General features: G+C 63.5%; 28 protein-coding genes. 17 read left to right on the top strand and 11 right to left on the bottom strand.

The annotated features are described in order from the left end of the window. The first annotated feature begins 35 nt into the window (after positions 1–35). Positions 36–356: a thioredoxin TrxA gene (trxA, locus tag Q5H91_RS03750; RefSeq protein ID WP_305172379.1), complete on the top strand. Its 321-nt coding sequence runs from the start codon at positions 36–38 to the stop codon at positions 354–356. A gap of 157 nt (positions 357–513) precedes the next feature. Here trxA and Q5H91_RS03745 read toward each other — a convergent pair whose 3' ends face one another. Then, positions 514–678, bottom strand: a complete 165-nt coding sequence (locus Q5H91_RS03745) for a hypothetical protein (RefSeq protein ID WP_305171871.1) — start codon at positions 676–678, stop codon at positions 514–516. A 114-nt stretch (positions 679–792) separates the two neighbouring features. Next, entirely contained in the window at positions 793–2013 is a 1221-nt protein-coding gene (argJ, locus tag Q5H91_RS03740; RefSeq protein WP_305171870.1) for a bifunctional glutamate N-acetyltransferase/amino-acid acetyltransferase ArgJ, read from the bottom strand. A 113-nt stretch (positions 2014–2126) separates the two neighbouring features. Between argJ and Q5H91_RS03735 the strand changes: the two genes are divergently transcribed. Further along, positions 2127–2390: a hypothetical protein gene (locus Q5H91_RS03735; RefSeq protein ID WP_305171869.1), complete on the top strand. Its 264-nt coding sequence runs from the start codon at positions 2127–2129 to the stop codon at positions 2388–2390. A gap of 87 nt (positions 2391–2477) precedes the next feature. Beyond that, entirely contained in the window at positions 2478–5225 is a 2748-nt protein-coding gene (secA, locus tag Q5H91_RS03730) for a preprotein translocase subunit SecA (RefSeq protein WP_305171868.1), read from the top strand. A gap of 106 nt (positions 5226–5331) precedes the next feature. Here the strand turns inward: secA and Q5H91_RS03725 are convergent, their stop codons facing one another. Both Q5H91_RS03725 and Q5H91_RS03720 read right to left on the bottom strand, forming a co-directional pair. Continuing rightward, positions 5332–5946, bottom strand: coding sequence for a CC0125/CC1285 family lipoprotein (locus Q5H91_RS03725; protein WP_305171867.1), 615 nt, complete (start codon positions 5944–5946; stop codon positions 5332–5334). A 118-nt stretch (positions 5947–6064) separates the two neighbouring features. Further along, the gene (locus Q5H91_RS03720; protein WP_305171866.1) at positions 6065–6481 is read right to left on the bottom strand and encodes a secondary thiamine-phosphate synthase enzyme YjbQ; all 417 of its coding nucleotides are present in this window, start codon (positions 6479–6481) and stop codon (positions 6065–6067) included. A 186-nt stretch (positions 6482–6667) separates the two neighbouring features. Between Q5H91_RS03720 and Q5H91_RS03715 the strand changes: the two genes are divergently transcribed. The 10 genes from Q5H91_RS03715 to Q5H91_RS03670 all read left to right on the top strand — a co-directional run bounded on the left by Q5H91_RS03715 (position 6668) and on the right by Q5H91_RS03670 (position 12899). Continuing rightward, positions 6668–7852: a tyrosine-type recombinase/integrase gene (locus Q5H91_RS03715; RefSeq protein ID WP_305171865.1), complete on the top strand. Its 1185-nt coding sequence runs from the start codon at positions 6668–6670 to the stop codon at positions 7850–7852. Positions 7853–8068: 216 nt separating this feature from the next. Beyond that, complete coding sequence (locus Q5H91_RS03710; RefSeq protein WP_305171863.1) at positions 8069–8230, top strand: helix-turn-helix transcriptional regulator; 162 nt, start codon at positions 8069–8071, stop codon at positions 8228–8230. A gap of 177 nt (positions 8231–8407) precedes the next feature. Continuing rightward, positions 8408–8605, top strand: a complete 198-nt coding sequence (locus Q5H91_RS03705; RefSeq protein ID WP_305171862.1) for a hypothetical protein — start codon at positions 8408–8410, stop codon at positions 8603–8605. Further along, positions 8598–8801, top strand: coding sequence for a hypothetical protein (locus Q5H91_RS03700; RefSeq protein ID WP_305171861.1), 204 nt, complete (start codon positions 8598–8600; stop codon positions 8799–8801). The genes Q5H91_RS03705 and Q5H91_RS03700 overlap by 8 nt, the downstream gene beginning before the upstream one ends. Then, entirely contained in the window at positions 8794–9105 is a 312-nt protein-coding gene (locus Q5H91_RS03695) for a hypothetical protein (protein WP_305171860.1), read from the top strand. The genes Q5H91_RS03700 and Q5H91_RS03695 overlap by 8 nt, the downstream gene beginning before the upstream one ends. Then, positions 9102–9464, top strand: a complete 363-nt coding sequence (locus tag Q5H91_RS03690; protein ID WP_305171859.1) for a hypothetical protein — start codon at positions 9102–9104, stop codon at positions 9462–9464. The genes Q5H91_RS03695 and Q5H91_RS03690 overlap by 4 nt, the downstream gene beginning before the upstream one ends. Beyond that, complete coding sequence (locus Q5H91_RS03685) at positions 9464–10447, top strand: DUF7146 domain-containing protein (RefSeq protein ID WP_305171858.1); 984 nt, start codon at positions 9464–9466, stop codon at positions 10445–10447. The genes Q5H91_RS03690 and Q5H91_RS03685 overlap by 1 nt, the downstream gene beginning before the upstream one ends. Beyond that, the gene (locus Q5H91_RS03680; RefSeq protein ID WP_305171857.1) at positions 10444–12006 is read left to right on the top strand and encodes a DUF3987 domain-containing protein; all 1563 of its coding nucleotides are present in this window, start codon (positions 10444–10446) and stop codon (positions 12004–12006) included. The genes Q5H91_RS03685 and Q5H91_RS03680 overlap by 4 nt, the downstream gene beginning before the upstream one ends. Positions 12007–12031: 25 nt before the next feature. Further along, complete coding sequence (locus Q5H91_RS03675) at positions 12032–12448, top strand: hypothetical protein (RefSeq protein WP_305171856.1); 417 nt, start codon at positions 12032–12034, stop codon at positions 12446–12448. A 199-nt stretch (positions 12449–12647) separates the two neighbouring features. Next, positions 12648–12899, top strand: coding sequence for a helix-turn-helix domain-containing protein (locus Q5H91_RS03670; RefSeq protein ID WP_305171855.1), 252 nt, complete (start codon positions 12648–12650; stop codon positions 12897–12899). A gap of 305 nt (positions 12900–13204) precedes the next feature. On the opposite strand, the gene Q5H91_RS03665 is transcribed toward Q5H91_RS03670, so the two are convergent. From Q5H91_RS03665 to Q5H91_RS03650, 4 genes are all read right to left on the bottom strand, one after another. Continuing rightward, positions 13205–13684, bottom strand: a complete 480-nt coding sequence (locus Q5H91_RS03665; RefSeq protein WP_305171854.1) for a DUF6894 family protein — start codon at positions 13682–13684, stop codon at positions 13205–13207. A 490-nt stretch (positions 13685–14174) separates the two neighbouring features. Further along, complete coding sequence (locus Q5H91_RS03660; RefSeq protein WP_305171853.1) at positions 14175–14918, bottom strand: hypothetical protein; 744 nt, start codon at positions 14916–14918, stop codon at positions 14175–14177. Between the two features lie 204 nt (positions 14919–15122). Beyond that, positions 15123–15755 (bottom strand): SOS response-associated peptidase family protein, encoded by a 633-nt coding sequence (locus Q5H91_RS03655; protein ID WP_305171852.1) that lies wholly within the window; start codon positions 15753–15755, stop codon positions 15123–15125. Continuing rightward, positions 15748–15942, bottom strand: a complete 195-nt coding sequence (locus Q5H91_RS03650; RefSeq protein WP_305171851.1) for a hypothetical protein — start codon at positions 15940–15942, stop codon at positions 15748–15750. Before Q5H91_RS03650 ends, Q5H91_RS03655 begins: the two co-directional genes overlap by 8 nt. Before the next feature lie 657 nt (positions 15943–16599). Here Q5H91_RS03650 and Q5H91_RS03645 point away from each other — a divergent pair. Then, positions 16600–17085: a hypothetical protein gene (locus Q5H91_RS03645; protein ID WP_305171850.1), complete on the top strand. Its 486-nt coding sequence runs from the start codon at positions 16600–16602 to the stop codon at positions 17083–17085. A gap of 638 nt (positions 17086–17723) precedes the next feature. Here the strand turns inward: Q5H91_RS03645 and Q5H91_RS03640 are convergent. Beyond that, on the bottom strand, positions 17724–18122 hold the full coding sequence (locus Q5H91_RS03640; protein ID WP_305171848.1) for a VOC family protein: 399 nt from the start codon (positions 18120–18122) through the stop codon (positions 17724–17726). A 203-nt stretch (positions 18123–18325) separates the two neighbouring features. Between Q5H91_RS03640 and Q5H91_RS03635 the strand changes: the two genes are divergently transcribed. From Q5H91_RS03635 to Q5H91_RS03625, 3 genes are all read left to right on the top strand, one after another. Continuing rightward, positions 18326–18757, top strand: coding sequence for an HIRAN domain-containing protein (locus tag Q5H91_RS03635; protein ID WP_305171847.1), 432 nt, complete (start codon positions 18326–18328; stop codon positions 18755–18757). Between the two features lie 197 nt (positions 18758–18954). Continuing rightward, the gene (locus tag Q5H91_RS03630) at positions 18955–19800 is read left to right on the top strand and encodes a DUF3800 domain-containing protein (RefSeq protein ID WP_305171846.1); all 846 of its coding nucleotides are present in this window, start codon (positions 18955–18957) and stop codon (positions 19798–19800) included. Positions 19801–20089: 289 nt separating this feature from the next. Next, complete coding sequence (locus tag Q5H91_RS03625; RefSeq protein ID WP_305171845.1) at positions 20090–20539, top strand: hypothetical protein; 450 nt, start codon at positions 20090–20092, stop codon at positions 20537–20539. Here Q5H91_RS03625 and Q5H91_RS03620 read toward each other — a convergent pair. Together Q5H91_RS03620 and Q5H91_RS03615 are read right to left on the bottom strand one after the other, a co-directional pair. Further along, positions 20483–21007, bottom strand: coding sequence for a S24/S26 family peptidase (locus Q5H91_RS03620; RefSeq protein ID WP_305171844.1), 525 nt, complete (start codon positions 21005–21007; stop codon positions 20483–20485). The genes Q5H91_RS03625 and Q5H91_RS03620 overlap by 57 nt on opposite strands. Further along, positions 21007–21276: a hypothetical protein gene (locus Q5H91_RS03615; protein ID WP_305171843.1), complete on the bottom strand. Its 270-nt coding sequence runs from the start codon at positions 21274–21276 to the stop codon at positions 21007–21009. Before Q5H91_RS03615 ends, Q5H91_RS03620 begins: the two co-directional genes overlap by 1 nt. Position 21277 lies beyond the last annotated feature (1 nt).

The following is a 21277-nucleotide window of genomic DNA, read 5'->3' as shown; positions in this document are numbered from 1 at the left end:
CTTCACCCTAGATCCGCGATGCAAGGAGATACATGATGGCAACCAAGCAGATCACCGACGCCAGCTTCGACGCCGACGTCCTGAACGCCGACCGCCCGGTGCTGGTCGATTTCTGGGCCGAGTGGTGCGGGCCCTGCAAGATGATCGGGCCGTCGCTGGAGGAGATCTCGGAAGAGCTGGGCGAGCAGGTGACGATTGCCAAGCTGAACATCGACGACAATCCCGATGCGCCCGGCCGCTACGGCGTGCGCGGCATCCCGACGATGATCCTGTTCAAGGGCGGCGCCCCCGCGGCGACCAAGGTCGGTGCCGAGCCCAAGGGGCGGATCAAGGCGTGGCTGGAAGGCGCACTCTGATCGGTGGATGGCCGTCGCGCATGCGGCGGCCATTCAGCAAGACGGCGCCCCACTGCCGGCTGGGGCCTTTGCCTGGCGGGCAATGCGCTCCCCGCTCGGGAGACTCAGCCTGCGCTGGGTGACGAAAGAGTGGGCGACGGTTACGCCATGCCCGCCGCTACATCACCATTTCGCCCAGATAGATGATCGCGGTGGCGACGAATTGCGCCAGCCAGACCAGCAGCAGCACCGCCGCCAGGAATGCGGCGCCGATCAGCCAGTCGATGCCCGCATGTTTCCAGTCGATGCCGGCATGTTCGATGTCGTGCTTGACGATAGCCATGGCCCATCCTCTCCAAAGGAGCCGGGCCTCGTTTTCCGGGTGTCCCGGCGTCTGCAAAGGATAGCATGGATCGGGCCGACGTCAATTCCGCCCGCATCGGCGCAGAGCAGGCGATCAGCTGCGATAGTCGGCGTTGATCGAGATGTAGCCGTGGGTCAGGTCGCAGGTCCACACCGTGGCGCGGCCATCACCCAGACCCAGGTCGACGCCGATCTCCACTTCGTCACCCTTCAGGTGCGCCGCGACCGGTGCCTCGTCGTAACCGCTTACCGCGAGCCCGTCCCTGGCGACCTGCGTCGTGCCGAAGCGGATCGCCAGCCGGTCGCGCTCCGCCGGCTCCCCTGCCTTGCCGACCGCCATGACGACGCGGCCCCAGTTTGCGTCCTCACCGGCAATGGCGGTCTTGACCAGCGGCGAGTTGGCGATGCTCATCGCGATGCGGTGCGCGCTGCGATCGCTTTCGGCACCCTCGACCGTGATCTCGATCAGCTTGGTCGCGCCTTCGCCGTCGCGGACGACGAGCAATGCCAGTTGCCGGCACAGGTCGGCGAGCGCGGCGGCGAAGGCGTCGGCGCCGGCGCTGTCGGCATCAACCAGCATCGCATTGCCCGCCTTGCCGGTCGCGAAGGCCAGTACCGTATCGCTGGTCGACGCGTCGCCATCGACGGTGATGCAGGAGAAGCTGGGTGTGTTCGCCGCTGTCAGCGCAGTCTGGAGAAAGGCCGGATCGACCGCGGCGTCGGTGAAGACGAAACCCAGCATCGTCGCCATGTCGGGCGCGATCATGCCCGATCCCTTGATGATCCCGACAAGGGTCACCGTATGCCCGTCGACGATCGCAGTGGTGCTCGCGCCCTTGGGATAGGTGTCGGTCGTTCCGATCGTCTCAGCGGCGTCCTGCCAGTCACAGGCTTCGGCGGTGAAGGCGGCGTCCAGCCCCGCCTCGGCCTTGTCGATCGGCAGCGGCACGCCGATCACGCCCGTCGAGGCGGCGAAGACGTCGGACGGTTGGCAGCCGAGATGCGCCGCGGTGCGCGCCGCGATCGCCTCAACCGCCTGCCGGCCGCGATCCCCGGTAAAGGCGTTGGAGTTTCCCGCGTTCACCACCAGCGCACGCGCGTTTCCGAGAACCAGCGCCTTGCGGCACCACTCTACTTCGGGCGAGGGGCAGCGGCTCTGGGTCAGCACGCCGGCCACCGTCGTACCCTCTGCCAACGTCGCGAAAGTCAGGTCGCAGCGATCCCATGTCTTGTACCGCGCTCTCGCGATGCGCAGCTCGACGCCGGCGACCGGCGGCAGGGCGGGAAAGGGGCGGGCGAGGGGCGAGACGGTCATGCGCCGCTCGATACTGAACGCGGGCGTGCGGCGCCAGTGTCATGGTGCAGGGCGCCGGTAACCATGTCTGCGGGATGGACTGTTCAGCCTATGCTGCTTATGTCCGGGCGCGCATGAACCTGCTCCTCCTCCTGTCCGCGCTCTTCTCCGCCCTGGCGGGGATCGGTGGTGCCGTGCGGGCACCCGATGCGGTGCAGGCTGTAGCCGGCAGCAGCGTCGTGCAGGCGGCGAGCCGTGCCGCTCCGCGCTCGCAGGCGACGCGACCGACAGCCACGCTGCCGACGCTGGTCGAGATCGCCGGCCGACTTCAGGTTTCCGCCTCGACGAACCCGACGGCCGTCGCCGTCCCGCTATGGGCGACCCGCCGGCGCGAATAGCCGCGGACCAGCCTCAGCCGTTTCTTCCCTGCGGGACCGTCCGATGCGGCGTGCCCGGCCCAATCCATATGTCAGGAATATCCGCCCATGTTCGGTGGTTTCGCCAAGTCGATCTTCGGGTCGTCCAACGATCGTTATGTCAAGTCGCTCAACCCGATCATCGCCAAGATCGCGAGCTTCGAGCCCATGCTCCAGTCGCTGTCCGATGCCGACCTGTCGGCGCAGACGGTGAAGTTCCGTGAGCGGCTGGCGAACGGCACCGCGCTTGACGACCTTCTGCCTGAGGCGTTCGCGACGGTGCGCGAGGCGGCCCGCCGCGTGCTCGGCCAGCGGCACTATGATGTGCAGATGGTCGGTGGCATCGTCCTTCACCGCGGCGAGATCGCCGAGATGCGAACGGGCGAGGGCAAGACGCTGGTGGCGACGCTCGCCACCTATCTGAACGCATTGCCCGGCAAGGGCGTGCACGTCGTGACCGTCAACGACTATCTCGCCAGCCGCGATGCGGCGTGGATGGCGCAGGTCTATGGATTCCTGGGCCTGACCACCGGCACGATCGTGCCGAACCTGACCGACCAGCAGCGCCGCGACGCGTACCATTCAGACATCACCTACGGCACGAACAACGAGTTCGGCTTCGACTATCTGCGCGACAACATGAAGTACGAACGGTCGTCGATGGTGCAGCGCGCCTTCAACTTCGCGATCGTCGACGAGGTCGATTCGATCCTGATCGACGAGGCGCGTACCCCGCTCATCATCTCCGGCCCGACCGACGACAAATCCGAGCTGTACAAGCTGGTTCATGCCGTCGTCAGCCAGTTCAATCCGGAGGATTACGAGAAGGACGAGAAGCAGAAGTCGATCATCCTGACCGAGGACGGCACCGAGCGTGCCGAGCGGATGCTGGAGGCGGCGGGGTTGCTCCAGGGCGAGAACCTGTACGATTTCGAGAACACGCAGGTCGTCCACCACCTGAACCAGGCGCTGCGCGCGAACATGATGTTCAAGCGCGACGTCGACTATCTGGTGAAGGACGGGAAGGTCGTCATCATCGACGAGTTCACCGGCCGCATGATGGACGGGCGCCGCTGGTCCGATGGCCTGCATCAGGCGGTCGAGGCGAAGGAGGGTGTGAACATCGAGCCCGAGAACCAGACCATGGCCTCGATCACCTTCCAGAACTATTTCCGCATGTATCCCAAGCTGGGCGGCATGACCGGCACCGCCGCCACCGAGGCGCCGGAGTTCTTCGACATCTACAAGATGAACGTCGTCTCGATCCCGACCAACGTGCCGGTCCAGCGGATCGACGAAGAGGACGAGTTCTACAAGGACACGCAGGACAAGTTCCGCGCCATCGCCAAGAAGATCGGCGAGCATGCCAGCAAGGGCCAGCCGGTGCTGGTCGGCACCGTATCGATCGAGAAGTCCGAGCTGCTGTCCGAATTCCTCACGCAGGAGGGGGTCGACCACAAGGTGCTGAACGCCCGCCACCATGAGATGGAGGCGCATATCGTGGCGCAGGCCGGGCGCCGCTCGGCGGTGACGATCGCGACCAACATGGCCGGCCGTGGCACCGACATTCAGCTGGGCGGCAATCTCGAGTTCCGGATGGGCGACGAGCATCCCGATCTGGTCGCGGGCACGCCGGATTACGAGGTCCGGGCCGAGGCGATCCGCACGGAAATCGCGGCGGAGAAGGCCGAGGTGCTGGCGAGCGGCGGCCTGTTCGTGCTCGGCACCGAGCGGCACGAGAGCCGGCGCATCGACAACCAGCTGCGCGGCCGCTCGGGACGGCAGGGCGATCCCGGCCTGTCGCGCTTCTACCTGTCGCTCGACGACGACCTGCTGCGAATCTTCGGCCCCGACACGCTGTTCGCCCGCATGATGCGATCGAACATGGAGGATGGCGAGGCGATCGGCAGCAAGTGGCTGACCAAGGCGATCGAGACCGCGCAGAAGAAGGTCGAGGCGCGCAACTACGACATCCGCAAGCAGGTCGTCGAATATGACGACGTGATGAACGACCAGCGCAAGGTCATCTACGAGCAGCGCGCCGACATCATGGACGCCGAGTCTGTCGACGACATGGTCGCCGACATGCGTGCCGAGACGGTGAACACCATCGTCGGCGAGGCATGTCCGCCCAACTCCTATCCCGAGCAATGGGATATCGAGGGTATGCGCACGCGCCTGGCCGAGGTGCTGAACCTCGACGTCCAGATCGAGGCGTGGCTGGAGGAAGAGGCGATCGATCCCGAGATCGTCGACGAGCGTGTTCAGGCCGCGGCCGATGCCGCCGTCGCCGAGAAGTCGGCACAGCTGGAGCCCGAGACCTGGCTACAGGTCGAGAAGTCGATCCTGCTCCAGCACCTCGACCATCACTGGAAGGAGCATCTGGCGACGCTCGACGCGCTGCGTCAGGTCGTCCATCTGCGCGCCTATGCGCAGAAGACGCCGATCAACGAGTATAAGCAGGAGGCGTTCTCGCTGTTTCAGCGCATGCTCGACGTGATCCGCGAGGATGTGACGCGCACCATCGCCCATGCCAATTTCCAGTTCCAGCCCGCACCGGAACTGCCGCCGCTGCCCGATTTCCTGACCACCCACTTCGACCCGCTGACCGGCGAGGACAATAGCCGCGATATCGATGCCGGCACGCTGGGGCTGGTGACGACGACGCTGCCCTCGCTCCAGATCCCGCGGCCGGAGCCGACCGATCTGGGCGAGGATCCGGCCGATTGGGAGGGCCGCGTCAACCGCAACGCACCGTGCCCCTGCGGGTCGGGGCGCAAGTACAAGCACTGCCACGGCAACGTCGCTGCGGCCTGAACCTTCACCGTCATGCCGGCGCGATCCGGGCATGACGGCAGGCAATAGAAAAGGGCCGGATCACCCTGGGTGATCCGGCCCTTTCTCGATCTACGATCCCGGCCGATCAGCGGCGGCGACCGCCTTGTTCCGGCAAGACCACCGACGGTCCGATCGACTCCACGACCTTGCGTGCATCGAAGGCCCGGATGTTCTCGCGCGGGATCGGGCCCTTGCGCATCACGATTTCCGCAGTCGCCTCGTACCGGTCGATCGTACGGACGTCGAAGTCGTTGCCCCATGGACCCAGGCCACCACCGAACCACGGATCCCAACTGCGCCAGCCGAAGCCGCGTCCGTAGTAGCGCCAGGACGGGCCCCAGAAGCCGCCGAACCCACCATAACCCAAGCCACCGCCAAAGGCGCCCCCGGTCGAATAGGTCCGCGACTGGAGGTTGGTGTCGCGGTCGGCCATGACGAAATAGTCGAAGCCCTGCTGCAACGTCAGTTCGGCCGCGCGGAAGAACAGGTAGCGCTCCACGGTGTCGCGCGAGGTCACGCTGTTGCCGGCGAAGCTGACCAGGAAACGATTCGGTTCGATCTGCCGGTCGCTATAACCCGACCGGTTGAAACCCTGGCCGGTCGCAGGGCGGTAGGTCGTCTCGGTCGCGCAACCGGCGACCAACAATGTACTGGTGGCGAGGGCCGCCACGATGGCCCTGCGGCCGAGTGAAAAAGCCATATCGACATCTCCGTTCGCGCCCAATGCGGCGAACCGCCCCGCATTAGCCTTGGAAGGTGGAACGAGCGATGAACAGGATGGCTCCCGTTCAGAAATCTGCGTCACCAAAGCTTCAGCTTCACACGCCGATCAGGTGCAGCGCGATGCTGCGTCGATGCGGTGCCTGGCGATGCTCGAACAGGTAAATGCCCTGCCATGTGCCGAGCGCCAGCCGTCCGGATGCGAGCGGGATCGACAGCGATACTGCGGTGAGGGCGGCGCGCAGATGGGCGGGCATATCGTCGGGGCCCTCGTCATCATGCTCGTACATATCGCTCTCCGGTGCCAGCTGCGAGAAATAGCGTTCCAGATCGCGCCGCGCCGCCGGAGCGGCATTTTCCTGGATCAGCAGCGAGGCGGAGGTGTGACGACAGAATATCGTCAGCAGCCCCTCGTGGAATTCCTGCTGGGCGACCCACGCGTTCACGCGATCGGTGAACTCGATCAGCCCGGGGCCGCTGGTGGCGATGACGATCTGGGTACTGGCCTGCCGCATTCCCGTCCAACGCCGAAGCGGGCGGGGTGGCTCCCTGAGTAGGAGAATAACTATCTGTATCAGGCAGTGCCATCTTGGTTCAAATTGAAGATCATGCCCTCTTAGAGGTCGCCATTACCGTTTCATGTTGTGTCTTGCTGACCCACCGCGATCCGCTTATCTGGTGGGAACCATGGAGGGAACGGCATGGGCAAGCTGAACGCGCTGACGGTCAAGAACGCCAAGCCCGGCCGCCACGGTGACGGGGGAGGGCTCTATCTTCTCGTCAAGCCAACTGGTGCCCGATCGTGGTTGCTGCGGGTTAGGGTGGAGGGCAGGCGCCGCGACATCGGCTTAGGCTCGATTGCGAAGCTCTCGTTGGCCGAAGCGCGAGAGGAAGCGGCGAGGCTGCTGAAGCACGCATTGAACGGGCGTGACCCAGTGGTGGAGCGAGATAGGCGGTCATTCATAGCCAAGACCTTCCGCGACGCCGCGCTGGCGACGCACATCGCGAAGGCGGACGGCTGGGCAGCGAAGACGGCGGACGCTTTCCTGTCGTCGCTTGCTGAGCATGCCTATCCGACGCTGGGCGATCTGCTGGTGGAGCACATCGAAGCGGCGGACATCGCGCGTGCGCTTAAGCCGATCTGGACGGCCAAGCCGGCAATGGCGGTCAAGGTGCGGCATCGGATCGGGGTGGTGCTGTCGTTCGCCAAGGCGTCGAAGTGGCGCACGACTGATGCGCCGATGCGGGAATTGGGCCACCTCCTGAGCCGGCAGGAGGCAGGCGGCGCTATGGCGGCAATGCCCTATGCCGAAGTTCCCGCTTTCGTTGTCGACTTGGAGGCGAAGGCCCCTACGACGGGTCGGCTTGCGCTCCTGTTCGCCGTCGCCACGGCGGCGCGCAGCGGGGAAGTGCGGCAAGCACGCTGGGAGCAGATCGACTTGGAAAAGCGGCTGTGGAGCCGGCCGGCATCGATCATGAAGAGCAAGGTGGCGCACGTCGTCACCCTCAACGAATATGCCGTGTCGATCCTGCGCCGGGTGAAGGGCGAACGGGGCGCACCCAGCGGCCTCGTCTTTGCCTCGGTGGCGAACAAGCCCCTGAGCGACATGACGCTGTCCAAGATCATGCGCGATGCTGATCTTCCCTACGTGCCTCACGGGTTCCGTTCGTCGTTCCGGGATTGGGCGGCGGAGGTCATGCCGAACATGCCTGAGGCCGTCGCAGAGGCGGCGTTGGCTCACACGATCCCTGACAAGGTGGTGCGCGCCTACAAACGAACGCAGTTGCTTGAGCTGCGCCGCCAGCTTCTCGACGGGTGGGGCGTTCATTTGGCCGGAAAGTCGAATGTCCTGCCGCTTTGGGGAGCGACCGCAAAGATCGCGTAGTTTCATGCGATGCCATGTTAAAGGGTGTTGACCGCCCCTGACGTTTCTGGCAGTCAGCTATCACGCGCTTGTCGCGTTCAGAAAAGGCTCCCATCCGGGGGCCTTTTTTTCGTTTCAATCAACCATACTGGCCGCGTGACATCCAAGTCGCTCCGAAATTCGGGGCGGCTTTTTTTGTGTTCTCCGCGCGCGCCACCGATCTGTCGGAGGCTAACGATGAAAATCACGGGCTCTATCAACGAGGCAGTTGAGGCGACCGGCCTCAGCCGCAGCACCCTCTACAGGGCAATCAGCGCCGGCAATCTCAAGACGGTGCGAGTCGGCCACCGAACCTTGGTAAGGTGGGACAGCCTCCTTTCGATGCTGGAGGCGGCATAACGCCCATGCCTAACAGAAACGACCCCGCCCATAAGGGCGAGGCCGTGGTTCTTCTGCTTGGCGGCGAAGACCTTGGCCATACCGCAAACGCGCTCAGGACGGAAGTCCTTGCTGCCCGTTTCCACCTGCCCCCGAGCCGCGCCTCCCTGGTCGCCGGCCTAGTCTGGGGGGCATCTCATGGCTGACCTCCACACCGTTACAATCACGCAGGCCGACGGCGGCTTCAGCGTTCGGGTTGCCCCTGCGCCCGATGGCGAAACCTTCGACCGCGACTATCCCACGCATCCCCAGGCGCGCGGCTATGCCCGCGGGCTGAAGCTCTACCGGGGCTGGGCGCTGGTCGACCTCACGACGGAGGGCGGTGGCAATGGCTGATCCCTTCACGACGCCCCGCGACGCTGCCTTGGCGGCGCTGCAATCGGGCGCACGCTTGAGCCGCAAGGCCGGATCGTTCCTCGGGCAGATCGTCGTGGACGATACCGCGATGACGCCGAAGCAAGCCGACTGGCTGGCGATGATCCTTGACCGCGCGGACCTCCCCCCTCTCGCTGTGGAGGCGACGCATGAGTGACTATCCGAACACGCCGGGACATCGCGGCGTCTCGACATCGATCGAAGCTGCGGACGCGATCGAAAGCGTTACGGCACGGCTCCAGCGCCTGGCGTTGCGGGCAATCCGTGATGCCGGCTCTCGCGGCCTGACGGCGGACGAACTGGCGGCGACGCTGGGCTTCAGCCGGTGGACGATCCAGCCGCGCACTACCGAGCTGCGGCGAAAGCACCTCGTCGTCGATAGCGGCCTGCGTCGCCTGAACGTGACGGGCAAGCGTGCGATCGTCTGGGTTGCGGTCGAGCAGCAGGAGCAGGCGGCATGACGGCCCTCGTCTACGCCGCGCCTGCATGGCACCGTGCGCGCGCTCGCCGGGCTGCTGATGGCAGAGCGCCCCGGCTGGCCGTCACCCGCGCCATTGCCCTGCGTGAGACTGCCAGCGGGAATTGGTTGGTCATGGTCTACACCCGGCGCTGCGGCGTCTGGAGCAAGCCTGAGCGGCTGTGTCGTCCCTGCTCGTTCGAGGAGGCGCGAGCGGTGGCTGTGACGGCATGGCGGCGCTACCGACTGCCGATCGTGCGAGTGCTGCACGCGGACGGCAAGATGCGCCCAATCCAGCTGGATCAATCCGACGTGGTGGAGGCGCGCGCATGTCGCGTTTCCGCGGCTGGGGAGGACCAGTGATGGCCCGCATGGACAGCGCCGAGCTGGCGCGGGTCGTTGCCGGCATTCGTGACCGCTTCCCCTTGTCGGGCGTGGCGTCGAAGGCGGGCGTGAAGCTGCATCGCGCGGGCAACGAGTTGAAGGCCTGCTGCCCGCTGCACGCAGACCGCACCCCTAGCTTCACGATCTTCAACGATGACCGGCGCTTCCAGTGTTTCGGCTGCGGCGAGGGCGGCGACGTGCTTGATCTGGTCATGAAGCTCTATGGTGTGAAGCTGCCTGGCGCGATCGAAATGCTGGACGGCGGGGCGTTGCGCGAATTGGAGCAGCAGCGTGCGCCCGCCAAGCCTAAGGCGGACATGCGACCCATCGCGCAGCGGATCGTCAACGCTTCCGTGCCGATCGAAGGGACGCCGGCTGAGGTGTACCTGCGGTCGCGCGGGATCACGATGGCTCTGCCGCATACCCTGCGGTTCGCCCGCCTCGCGCCGCCCCAGATTGAGGGGAACGGCGTGCTGGCTGCGAATGGACCAGGCCTGCTGCCGGCGCTGATTGCAATCGTCACTGATGCAGGCGGGCAGCTTGTCGGGCTTCAGCGCACGTACCTGACAGAGGCCGGGCGCAAGGCTGGGGTGAAGGCAACGGACAGCGACCGAAAGCCGAAGGTGAAATACTCCCTTGGGAACGTCATCGGCGGTTCTATCCAGCTCGGGCCAGCCTCCTCCAGCATGGTCGTCACTGAGGGGCTTGAGGATGGTCTGACGCTCGCCCAGGCGCTCGGCCGGTCAGTCTGGGTCGCGGCGGGAACGTCGATGATGCCACAGATGGCGTTCGCCCCGATCACGCGCGCAGTCGTGATCGGTGCTGACGGTGACGAAGCCGGCGAGGCAGCGGCGATGAAGGCCGCGGCGGCGTATGGAGAGGCTGGCCTTGGCGTCCGCATCATGCGGCCGACGCGACCCTTCAAGGACTACAACGCCGAACTGATGGGGGTGCGGCCATGACCGCCGCTGCATTCCAAGCGGCCTATGAGGACGCGCGCCCGTTCTCGCCCGAGCCGTTCGAGAGCGGCATGATGGTGGGCCGCAAAGCAAACCCTTGGTCCGATCCCGACATGACGGTTCTGACGGGCGGGCGGACGACACCACCTGAGATGCCGACCGACCTGTTCGGATCGTTGTGGCCGCTGGTCCGGGATCTTGCCGCTGGCGCTGGTGCCCCGGCGGAATATGTCGCCGTCAGCATCATTGCCGTTGCCGCGTCGCTGGTCGGTGCAAAGCGCGCGGTAAAGCCGTTCGCTACGGCAGGATGGCAAGAGCCCTGCGTCTTGTGGGTCGCCCCGGTAGGCGACCCGTCGTCGAACAAGTCGCCAGCGATTGACGCCGCCACCGCACCGCTGAAGGGGATGGAGCGGGAGCTGGCGGAGCAGCACAAGAATGGGCTGATCGGCTGGCACACTACTGCCGAGCGCGCGAAGGCCGAACGCAGCGAGTGGCAGGCGAAGGTGAAGCAGGCGACGAAGGACGGGGTGGCAACGCCCTCGATGCCTGACGCTGCGGTCGATCCCGACGAGCCGCAGCGCCCCAGGCTGATGGTGCAGGACGGCACGCCTGAAGCCGTGATGGACATCCTGGCCGGCAACCCGAACGGCGTTCTGCATCTTCGCGACGAGTTGGCCGGTTGGCTGATGAGTTTTGAGCGGTACTCTCCGGGCGGCCGAGAGTTCTGGCTGGAGGCATTCGGCGGTCGGCATTTCACGGTCGATCGCAAGAGCCTGAAAGCACCGCTGTTCATCGAGTTCAACGGCGTAACGGTCCTTGGCGGCATTCAACCTGAGAAGCTGTCGGATTGCCTGCTGAAGACGGCAGATGACGGGTTGGTCGCGCGCTTCCTGTGGGCATGGCCTGACCCGATCCGATACCAGCGCCCTCGCGCCCTGGCTGACGCATCGGTGCTGGAGCGCGTCTATCGGCGTCTGCTTAGCCTCCAGCCGCTGCGTAACGAAGAGGGCGAGCCCGTTCCGGTCGTGCTGATGCTGAACGACGCTGCGGCGCTGATCTTCGAAGAATGGATCCGCGACAATGATCTGGCGATCAAGGAAGCGTCCGGGCTGTATAAGGGCTTTCTGGGCAAGCTGCGAGGCATCGTGCTGCGCCTCGCGCTGGTGGCGGAGCTGATCGCTTGGGCTGCTGGCGACGGGCGAGAACCAACGGCCATCCGCCCGGAGACGTTGGTGGCGGTGCTGGGCTTCGTCGAGGACTATGCCAAGCCGTCCGCGCTGCGCGTATTCGGCGACGCCGCACTGCCCCCGAGCGAACGAAATGCCGCGGCCCTGGGGCGGCACATCCTGAAGACCGGCGCGCAGCGGATCAACGCCCGTGACGTGCAGCGGGGGAGCGGAATTCCATCGCTCAAGGTTGCGGCCGATGTGGAGGGCGCGACGGACGCCCTGGTAGAGGCGGGTTGGTTACGCCCCATGCCGATGCGCGACGGCGACACCCCGGGCAAGGCTCGCAAGGACTTCCTCGTCAATCCTGCGGTGCATGGGGGTGCCAATGTCTAGTTGGAGGGACGTTGCCGCGACGGTGATGGCGCAGCCTGACCCTGAGGCCCCTGTGGAAGCCGTGGAGGCGTTCGGGCTACCCGCGCACCTCTCGGCTGATCTGCGCCGGCTGGAGCGACTGCCCGCCCCTCGCGCGATTCAGCGCGTGGAAAACTGGCGGGAGGTCGTGGCCGACGCGATGCGCCTGGCGCGTGGGGGGTGGGCTGCGAGCGCGTTGGCGCTGGGCTGGACTGCGGCAGACCTGTTCGGAGTCGGGTCACGGGACAGCTGGGATTGTGAGGGGCTGGCCGTCTGGCTTCGGGGTCGTTCCCTGCTGCTGATCGACGAGCATCGGGCTGTGGCAGAAGGCGGTGCTGGGCGCGAGGCGTTCGTTCGCGGAGGTATGGGCCACGGCACGCATCCAACGGTCACGCCGATCATGCTCTGGGAGTTTGGCCGGTGATCCGAGAGCTATTGTCACTATCGTCGCTATTGTCACGGCGCCTCGCGGTCGATCTGCTCTCGCTTCCGCCCTCGCGACGTAACCTAAAAAAGGTCTCTATCTATCTATCTTTAGAAGGGCTGGCGCGATGCGCGGAGGCTCCGACAATAGCGACAATAGCGACAATAGGTCGCGCGGTGGCACATGCGGGGAGGATCTGATGCCCTTTGACCCTGACTTCGGGAAGACAGGTTTTGCCCGTGACCTGTTCCGGCTCCGCTTCCGCCGGCTCCGCATCGAGCAGCCTGCGTTCGCCGCGCGGTTCGGCCTGACCTTCGGCATGGTGAAGGATCAGGAGCAGGCGCGGGTCAAACCGTCGAAGGCGTTCAAGGTCTTGGTGGCGGCGATCGAGATGGACCCCGATCTGGTAGAACGCGCGGCGCGTGTCGCGGAGGAAAGATGGCCAGAGTGACAAGCATCAGGGTTCAAGACGGACGGTCCGTCATTTTGTCACCAGTACGCGCCTGCGCGCACGTTAATCTATGCTGCGGGGCGTCCGCCGTTTATCCGCAGTGTGCGCGAGCGGATTGGTAGAGGGCGGCACTTCCGCCGTTTCCGGTCACGGTAAATGGGCAGCGCGGCTGCGCCGATCATGTCCCTCCATTTCTAAGATAGATAGCGTTTACAAATGACCGCCAGCCGCATCGCCGCAGGTGCCCGGAGCCAACGGTCCTACGCGCAAATGCTGACACCTGCGTCGTGTCCTTCTCAGTTAAATTAACTGCGGATATTGAGGCGACTGAAAGTGGACGGGAAGGTGGTACGCGATCGTGCCGGCTTGGTCGCATCCCGGCTGCGCAGGATGATCGTCTCCTGTTCGCCGCCAAGGGTATATGTTGAACATAGACCGTTCGTCTGGATCCAGCGGCGCAACGGCCTTGGTGACGTTCTTGACGATGGGGCACAAATGCCCGGCACGTGCTGAAACAATTGCCTCCGGCTGCTGTTTCTGGCACTTCTCAACAATAAAGAAATTGCGTCGACACCAAAGGCGATGACGGTGAACAGCACCAGCTGGTCTTCGTCGGTCACTTCTACCCGCACCTCCTCGCCTGCCCACACTACATCCGGCCGGTCGTGGATGAGATCAGCTAGATATTTGGCCGCGATAACGCGAGCTTTGTCGATCGACGCAACCTCGTGCCCCACAACGTCAGGATCGTATACCGCTCCGGCCAGGTTGAAAAAGCATAGCATCGAGCGATCCCCCAGGGACCGTAAGGATGCTCGTCCGGTGCGCTGAGGTCAAATGTTGGATTGACTGACGTGCTTAGTGACGTTGCCTCAGCGAAACGCTTCTGGAAAACTGAGGTATCAGCCATCCTGCTCGGAATGCACGTGCACTTGGCACCCGGAAACCCTGTTCTACCTCGACCCGGCCTATTGGGACTGTGAGGGCGATTATGGGCCGGATGTGTTCGAGCAAGCGGGCTTCGTGCGCCTGGCGGACCAGCTGAGCGGCATCGCCGGCCGGTTCATCCTCTCGATCAACGCCACGGACGGCGCACGCGAGGTGTTCAGCAAGTTCACGGTTGAGGAGATCGCGACGACGTACATGGTCGGCACGGCGTCTGGCGGGGGCAAGCGGGTGACGGAGCTGATCGTCCGCAGTCGAGATGAAGGGTCGCTGGCAAGTCCGGCGGCCCTTCAACGTCAATTATGCACGATGTGTAAGTGGATTGCGGCGCTACTCTCCCGGCACGGTTTGGGGCGTTGGGTCAAGCATCGGCTGCCCGGATTGGTTAGGGGTGGAGCGAGGCAGAGAAAGCGCATCATCGCCGGATGATGCGTCAGGCGACGCAGTTTGCTCTTCGACAGAGCGGAATGCGCCGTCCTCGTTCGTGTCGCAGCCGTTCCGGCGTAATTCCTGCTCCATAGCGTTGAGGTGCATAATCGCCGCGATCCCCTCCTTCGGCCGGACCTGCTCGCCATTTGACCCGCTGCCATACAAAATGCGCTGGCAAGTTTCGGCATCGGCCTTGGTGGGCGCTGTGAGCTTGTTCAGCACACCCTCGATCGCCATGGAGAACAACGCCGTTGTCAATCCTTCAGATCGGAAGGCGGGCGAAACAAGGTCGTCCGGCGCATCGCCACGCTTTACGCTGGTTTGCACGCGAGTCGCTTTGCCACCTTCGATCGGTTCAAGCATGGCCGTCATGCTCGTCGCAACCTTATCGCCACTCATCACGTACCAAGTCATCCGGCCTTCGCCCTTCTCCAGCCGAAATAATGGTTTGACCCCGCCCGCTGCTTCCGCAGTCGACCCCGGGGCGCCGGGCTGCGCGGTCAGATCAAGTTGCTCCAGCGCCAACATCACATCCGCGGGCGGCCGCGCAACCGTCCGTGCATAGGGTTGCGGCCCGAACGCTCCCAAAAAATATCCGCCGGCGAAGATCAGCAGCGCCAGCACCGTCACACCCTTGAACATCAACGTCCTTCCCCGGATACCCGCTCGCCGATAGCCAGGACGTGTTTACAGGGCGTTGATAGCGACCCTGCCTAGATGGCCGGATGCGTCGGTGAGGCACCAGCCTGGAGCGACTGCCCCAAGAATAAAGCAGTTCCCCCGCGCGAGAGGACGATACGACCCCGCCGGGCCGCTCCGCTTATACTCGATAGCACGAAGTCGCTAGATTCAGCGACCCTTGCCGCGGGTAGGAAACACAGGCCCGCGAACGGTCATAAGCTTAGCCGGATACGGCTTCTGGAGCGCAACAATCTCGTCATAGCTGCCCTGCAGCCACTGGTCGTGATCTTCGGGCGCGAGGATCGCGATCATCGCCTTCGGGTGGATCGGTGCCACCAGCTCGTTCGGGTCGCACGTCACCATCGTGAAGCCGCGTCCCCCGGTCGTCTCCTGCCAGAAGCCTGCGACAGCGAAAGTCGGCTGGTCGGTGACGGCGAACCACATCTCTCCCTTCAACGGCGGCTTCCCGTCGCCCAGATCGTGCTTGTCCGGCGTCCACTCGCAGAACTCGGTCAGCGGCACGAGGCAGCGGTTCCCCGGCCGCTCCGCGAGCTTGCGCCACTGCGGCAGGTGGAGGTTGCGGACGTTCGTCATCGGCCAGGGCGCCTTGCCGCCCAGCACGTCCCAGCTCATCACGTCCCAGCCGCGCACGCCGTCCTGCTCGCGCACGACATAGTTGCGGCTTTTCGGCCGCAGCTCCTTCGGGTTGAAGGTGTTCTCGCGCGGCCGCTCGTCGAATAGCTTGCCGGTCGAGGCGAACAGCGTCTCGGGCTCGCCGGTGAAGCGTGCGCGATTACACATCGAGCCCGCGCCTCTTGATCTCCTCCAGGAAGGCGTTCGCTTCCGGATCGTCCGCCGCGCCGCTGGTATGTTCGAAGGCTTTCACCAGCTGCTCGTCGGTCATCTCGCGGATGAATTCTGGATCATTGGGATAGTGGATCATGGCCGGAAGCTGTCCCCTCTCTTGTAGATTGGCCAGCCTGCTCACCCACCATCATATCCTGTCAACGCTTACTCCGCTCTATTAGAACAGCTTATACCCCTTTTGCATGACGATTGATTGAACCGGACCACCTACGATGAGCGAGGATTGAGCGGATGGCTCCGGCGAGGGGGGAGGTCGCGTGCTCGTAATCAACCGAACGTGGAGGCATCTGATGACTAAATTCGTGAAATGCTCGACCGTCGCGCTTTCGGCGCTTGTTCTTGTTGCGGGTGCCGGTCTTGGAGGGGAGGAGTTGACACCCCGAGCAGCGGCGCAAGTGGATGGAGACGAGAAATGCTCTCCAGATGGCTACCTGCTCCGCTACCGAAACTACGCGAAGGGTTGGGTGAAATTTCTCAGTCGGTGCGCCCCGAGCCGTGGATCGACAGCATCTAGCCGTTACGAGGATTCGGAAGACGAGGAGGTCGAAACGAGGGCGCGTCCATCACGCCGTCCGGCTCGATCTCAGGGCGGTACAGCAACGAACGGCGATGAGAAATGTGGCCCAGACGGCTATATCTTGCAGTATCGGGAATACGATAACCAGTTCATGAAAGATGGTTGGGAGCGCACATATCGCGCCTGTGAACGATAAGGCAGAGAACTTTACCTAAGAAGCCGTAATCTCGTTAATTGAATTTTGTCTTGGAGGCGGCTGTTATGCGTGACTGGTTGCAGGAGTTTATCGGTCGTATAACCGGTAAGACTTATTGCCTGTTAGGGCTCATAGTGCTGCCGGAAGCGAGTCATGCTCAGGCGAATTCAAGCATCTTCCTTCATTGTACCTACCAAGAGGTTGCCAACGGCTCGACATCCAATCCGACATCGGACTACCGTGTCCACGAGGCTGGCGGGCTTCTATTTGTCTGGGAAGAAGACGAAAAAAGGTACGAAGTTGTTCCTGATCTGAACCAGTGCAACGTGTCGGCCGATAGGATTATCTGCAGTTTTCGTTTTGATAATCACCAAGTGTATTTGAAGCGACGTCTAATCCAGCACAAAGAATACGACTTCAATCGCAACACAGGGGCGTTTGCTGCGTACAACTCGGAGAAGGCGACTGACGGCTATAGGAACGAATGGTCGAAGGCTGGCAAGTGTAAAGCCGGAAGAGACATGAGCGCTGGTGTAACACGAGCGTTTTAGCTCATCGGCCGATCATTGAGCTGACGCGCCCTCGGCCGTCCAGGGGGGAGCAGCCGAGGGTGCGAAGACCGGAGCTTTGCGAGTTCGGCCTCGGCAGCCTTCTAACCGCTAGAGGGCTAATTCTTCAACGGGTTGACGGCCGTCCTTCGTCCATCAGCCAACAAGGATGCCGGCTGCACAAGGCAGCCGGCAAGTAAGCGCCTCGGTTCAACGGGACAGCGCCCTATGACAGCTTTGCTCCCTCAAAAAGTTATCAGAAGTTACTCGCAGGCTCCGCGTACGGTACCGAACCAAGCGCCAGCAGCGAAACACCCCCGACGACAATGCGGGCGCCGCCGGGGGTGCCAGTCGCGCTGGGTCACAATCAGCGCGCCTGTTCTGCCGCAACGCACAACGGCGAAAAACGTCCACTGGATTATTCCCGGCGCGGAAGATGGCCCACGCTGGGGACGTATTCGCGCCGGCCCTCCCTGAGAACGCAGCGGCGCGGCTCGCGTCTCCAGGTCGGGTAGCTAATTAATCGTCAACGCGGAGGGTGTCTCCGTCGCGCGCTGTCCGCGATTGGGGGGAGAGCGGACATTTGCGGGATCGCATGATCGGGGTCCGCTGTCATCAGAAGCGGGCCCGTGCCGGACGGATCAGGCAGGAAAATGAATTCCGCACAGTTTGTTGCCGTCGGGGTCACGGAAATAGGCCAGTTGGATGGTGCCCATGGAGGCGGTTTCGCGCGGTCCGGGCGGAGCTTCGATCGAGGTTCCGCCAGCGGCAACGGCGGTATCGTGAAGCTGCTTCACCTGTTCGGGCGAGTCGCAGGAAAAGGCGACGGTGCTGCCGTTGGCGACACTTGCCGGTTCGTCGTTGATTGGCTGGCTGACGATGAAGTTGGTTCCGTTGCCGTTGTTGTAGATCAGACGTGTATGGCCGCTGTCGGCGATATTCCGCGTCCCTTCCCCTGCACCCAAGGTGCGGAGCACCGTGTCGTAGAAGCGCTTCGACCGTTCAATGTCATTCGATCCGACCATGGTGTGAAAAAGCACGCGTACTCTCCTGAAGCCTGATCGACTGCCGATGGCCATTAGCAGTCTTACCTAGCCGGCGCGTAAGCCGCAGTCACCTGGCCCGTGGAATGTCCCGCTATTGGGCGAGAGCGGTCGTTCGGATCACGCGGGCTGGGACTTCGCCCTTGATCAGGACGAGGCGGTGGACGCTGCCGGTCAAGAGCCTCTACGCTAGCGAACTTATGCAGGAACTCACCCTGGCCGTGGTCGGCATCGACTTCCCGAACGACGACGGCAGCAACCGTAGGTCCGAGGCGATGATGACGCTACCAGGTGAACACGTTGAGTTGATCCCGGAGCCGAAAAACAAGCACGACAGCAACGCCGTCGCGGTGTTGAGCCCACGAGGCGTGCAACTCGGCTACATCAACGCAGAGCGGGCGCCATATATTGTCGGGCGGATGGCACGCGGTGAGGATGCCGAGGCGATCTTCCAAGGTATCGATGGCGGGTCGGCGTTCATCCGTGTCCGCTTCGGCGGTGGCGAGCCGACGCTGCCGCCGTCGTCGGACAAGCCGCCTGCACCGCGTTCCCCGGGACCGCCCCGGCGATCAGAGCCGTATGACCCACATGCCTTCTATCCGGACGAGGAAGGGCCGGATTGGGGAGCATGACCCCTAACTTGGTCACTATCGATGGTGATGCCCCATCTAATCGGCACTTTTAGGGCCAAGACGGTATAGCAGCCCTTCCAACGAATGCAGGTGCAGCTGGGGAGTCGACAGCGCGATGATCAAACACGCAGCCTGCGCGATGTAGGGCTGACACTTGGTGTTTGGCACCTAGGCCATGCGACCGCTAGAAAAGAGAAATGGAACTACCGAATCCAGGGTATGTCGTATTCATCGATGAAGCTGGCGACCCCGGGATTAAGTCATCGCCTAGCGTGCCGGCGTGGACTGAATGGTTTACATTGGGGGCTGTTGTCGTTGCCGCGCATCGCGAGCCAGAAGTCCGCGGCTGGATTGAAGAGATGCGGAATGTGACTCGATCTCGCCAGAAGCCGGATCTGCATTACCGCAATCTCTCGCTATCTAATAAGCGGCGCGTAGCCCGGATGCTAGCTTCAAAGGGAGTGCGACTTTTCGCGCTTGCCTCGCACAAAGCTAATATGCGCGGCCACCGGTCTGCTGCCTTGGGACGCATGAGTCCTGACCAATATTATAACTGGTGCCTACGCTTCCTCCTTGAGCGCGTGACTGCTTGGTGCGCACGCCGCGCAAAACAGGACCATGTCAGCCCGGTTATCAAGATCGTCTTTTCGGAGCGCGGCGGACATCGTTACCCTGATCTCGTTGGTTACCTCAAGAAACTTGAGTATCAGGCACGCGCTGGCACGCTAACGCTTAAAGCTCGGCACATTGTTCCTGGCGTGCTTGTACCGGAACTGTGCGAGGTAAGGCCACACACAAGTGTTGCAGGGCTACAACTGGCAGACATTGTGGCAAGCGCGTTTTTCCAAGCAGCCAACTCAGCCTTGCCGACGCACGAGCTGTCGCCTGCTCGCCTCTTGAGCGAGAGGATGGCAAAAGAGGGACGGAGCAGGGTCCATGCAAACTTCGGACTGACGCTCCTGCCGCTGCCGCATCAAGGCACGATCCCTGCTGCGGAACGAGCTATTTTCGAATTCTATGGCTACGACTTTTCAGCAAGGTGACGGGCCCCGGCCTCCGTTTCACCAGCGGGCGAATAGGTTACCATCCTGTGGGCAACCGTCCTGCTAACTGCCGTCACGGACGAAGCGATCAGGCTGAAGGTAGTTCCGGCGTATCCCGTCGCGAAGGACTGTATGTGCCGCGACTCTCAGGTTCAATCGACGAAACATCGCCTCGCACTCGGCTCATCCCATTTTGGATTCGGCTTGACTCCATAGAAGCAAATCAAGCTCGACCGGTGACCCCGATATGCCACCTTGCACCGCCCAACTACGAAGATATGCTCCTCAAATGGAAGTTTACCTGGTCAGGCTGAAAGACGGCGAACCAAACGCTCGTGAAATTGTCGGCATCTTCGCTGCCGAGACGATGGGCCAGCTTTTCTGGATGGTGGACGAATGCTGCTCACCGGATGAATGTGAGTGCCAGATAATCGGGCCGGGCGGACTTTATTGGGAGCGGTTCACGGGACAAGTGGTGCCGCGCACGAAAGACCCCGATTGGGACAAGTTGCCGGATGACTGGAGCGAGTTGCCGCCGGCGCCGACGCTCACAGGGGAATGGGAGGACCGGTTTCGGCCTTCGAACGATGAGGAATGGGAACCGGTGCTGTGGCCGGAGGATGAGGATCTCGACGACGTCGACCTGGAGGCGGAGCTAACCGAGGCCGCTGAACTCACCCCGCTACCCCCGCGCGCGCCGCGTCGGCGAGTTGCCGTCCAGCGACCGCGAAGCCGGTGATAGGTAGAGCGGTTCAGCGAACCGCGTGACGAGGATCCCGACGACCCGGCCAACCAGCTTGGAGGGCAGCACGCCAGCCAGCGGCCCGTCCTCGGCATAGGGGCCGTCGCTAAGCCCGACGATGGGGCGCCCGCTCTCCCATGCCTCCCTCCACGCAGCCTCGTTGCGCGGTCGATTGTACCGGGTGACGAACCACCCCCGTCCGGGTCGCGGCTTGCCGCTCCGTTCGACGAATTCAATGTGCCGGGATTGCAGCTCACGCAGGCAGGCGCGGTCGCCGTTCCGCACCACGAAGAGGTCATCGGCGGGAACGCGGTCGGTGGTGTCGACCAGCGCTACGTCGCCAGGGCGAAGGTGGGGTGCGGTGTCGTCGTTGGTGACGAGGAAGGGGATGCACCCGGCTGGCGCCTCGTCGTAGACGATGAAGGGGCGGAGGGTCGGCTGCTGCGGTTCAAGAACAGTGGCCATTATGCAGACTCCCCGAAAGAGCGTCGCTCGATGGCGTCGCGGATTGCTTCGACACGATCGGGCTGGCCGATCAGCGGGCGCATGACGCTGGCGAGGTCGTCTTGGTCGCAATCCTCGACCACCAGCCAGAGCCGGCGCCCGGACGCGAGGGCGTAGCCGCCCCCGATCTGGACGAGGGCCTGGAGCCATGCGCGGGGGTCGAAGGGGTGGGCGTTACACCCACCCCGTGGGCTCAAGGTATTGCCATCATGGCAATGGATCTGGGTCACG

This window comes from Sphingomonas aurea, assembly GCF_030678875.1.
In the GTDB taxonomy this organism is placed as follows: domain Bacteria; phylum Pseudomonadota; class Alphaproteobacteria; order Sphingomonadales; family Sphingomonadaceae; genus Sphingomonas; species Sphingomonas aurea.
The sequence above is the reverse complement of the archived record's forward strand: the minus strand, read 5'-3'. Positions and strand labels throughout refer to the sequence as shown.

What these genes read in the sequence shown, in the direction of transcription:
- Q5H91_RS03690 (WP_305171859.1), top strand. Translation starts at nt 9,102, where the DNA reads ATGACGGCCCTCGTCTACGCCGCGCCTGCATGGCACCGTGCGCGCGCT.
- Q5H91_RS03745 (WP_305171871.1), bottom strand. Translation starts at nt 678, where the DNA reads ATGGCTATCGTCAAGCACGACATCGAACATGCCGGCATCGACTGGAAA.
- Q5H91_RS03645 (WP_305171850.1), top strand. Translation starts at nt 16,600, where the DNA reads ATGCGTGACTGGTTGCAGGAGTTTATCGGTCGTATAACCGGTAAGACT.
- Q5H91_RS03635 (WP_305171847.1), top strand. Translation starts at nt 18,326, where the DNA reads ATGCAGGAACTCACCCTGGCCGTGGTCGGCATCGACTTCCCGAACGAC.
- Q5H91_RS03705 (WP_305171862.1), top strand. Translation starts at nt 8,408, where the DNA reads ATGGCTGACCTCCACACCGTTACAATCACGCAGGCCGACGGCGGCTTC.
- Q5H91_RS03720 (WP_305171866.1), bottom strand. Translation starts at nt 6,481, where the DNA reads ATGCGGCAGGCCAGTACCCAGATCGTCATCGCCACCAGCGGCCCCGGG.
- Q5H91_RS03670 (WP_305171855.1), top strand. Translation starts at nt 12,648, where the DNA reads ATGCCCTTTGACCCTGACTTCGGGAAGACAGGTTTTGCCCGTGACCTG.
- Q5H91_RS03725 (WP_305171867.1), bottom strand. Translation starts at nt 5,946, where the DNA reads ATGGCTTTTTCACTCGGCCGCAGGGCCATCGTGGCGGCCCTCGCCACC.
- Q5H91_RS03680 (WP_305171857.1), top strand. Translation starts at nt 10,444, where the DNA reads ATGACCGCCGCTGCATTCCAAGCGGCCTATGAGGACGCGCGCCCGTTC.
- Q5H91_RS03710 (WP_305171863.1), top strand. Translation starts at nt 8,069, where the DNA reads ATGAAAATCACGGGCTCTATCAACGAGGCAGTTGAGGCGACCGGCCTC.
- Q5H91_RS03630 (WP_305171846.1), top strand. Translation starts at nt 18,955, where the DNA reads ATGGAACTACCGAATCCAGGGTATGTCGTATTCATCGATGAAGCTGGC.
- Q5H91_RS03620 (WP_305171844.1), bottom strand. Translation starts at nt 21,007, where the DNA reads ATGGCCACTGTTCTTGAACCGCAGCAGCCGACCCTCCGCCCCTTCATC.
- Q5H91_RS03625 (WP_305171845.1), top strand. Translation starts at nt 20,090, where the DNA reads ATGGAAGTTTACCTGGTCAGGCTGAAAGACGGCGAACCAAACGCTCGT.
- Q5H91_RS03735 (WP_305171869.1), top strand. Translation starts at nt 2,127, where the DNA reads ATGAACCTGCTCCTCCTCCTGTCCGCGCTCTTCTCCGCCCTGGCGGGG.
- trxA (WP_305172379.1), top strand. Translation starts at nt 36, where the DNA reads ATGGCAACCAAGCAGATCACCGACGCCAGCTTCGACGCCGACGTCCTG.
- Q5H91_RS03700 (WP_305171861.1), top strand. Translation starts at nt 8,598, where the DNA reads ATGGCTGATCCCTTCACGACGCCCCGCGACGCTGCCTTGGCGGCGCTG.
- Q5H91_RS03715 (WP_305171865.1), top strand. Translation starts at nt 6,668, where the DNA reads ATGGGCAAGCTGAACGCGCTGACGGTCAAGAACGCCAAGCCCGGCCGC.
- Q5H91_RS03675 (WP_305171856.1), top strand. Translation starts at nt 12,032, where the DNA reads ATGGCGCAGCCTGACCCTGAGGCCCCTGTGGAAGCCGTGGAGGCGTTC.
- Q5H91_RS03695 (WP_305171860.1), top strand. Translation starts at nt 8,794, where the DNA reads ATGAGTGACTATCCGAACACGCCGGGACATCGCGGCGTCTCGACATCG.
- Q5H91_RS03685 (WP_305171858.1), top strand. Translation starts at nt 9,464, where the DNA reads ATGGCCCGCATGGACAGCGCCGAGCTGGCGCGGGTCGTTGCCGGCATT.
- Q5H91_RS03655 (WP_305171852.1), bottom strand. Translation starts at nt 15,755, where the DNA reads ATGTGTAATCGCGCACGCTTCACCGGCGAGCCCGAGACGCTGTTCGCC.
- Q5H91_RS03665 (WP_305171854.1), bottom strand. Translation starts at nt 13,684, where the DNA reads ATGCTATGCTTTTTCAACCTGGCCGGAGCGGTATACGATCCTGACGTT.
- argJ (WP_305171870.1), bottom strand. Translation starts at nt 2,013, where the DNA reads ATGACCGTCTCGCCCCTCGCCCGCCCCTTTCCCGCCCTGCCGCCGGTC.
- secA (WP_305171868.1), top strand. Translation starts at nt 2,478, where the DNA reads ATGTTCGGTGGTTTCGCCAAGTCGATCTTCGGGTCGTCCAACGATCGT.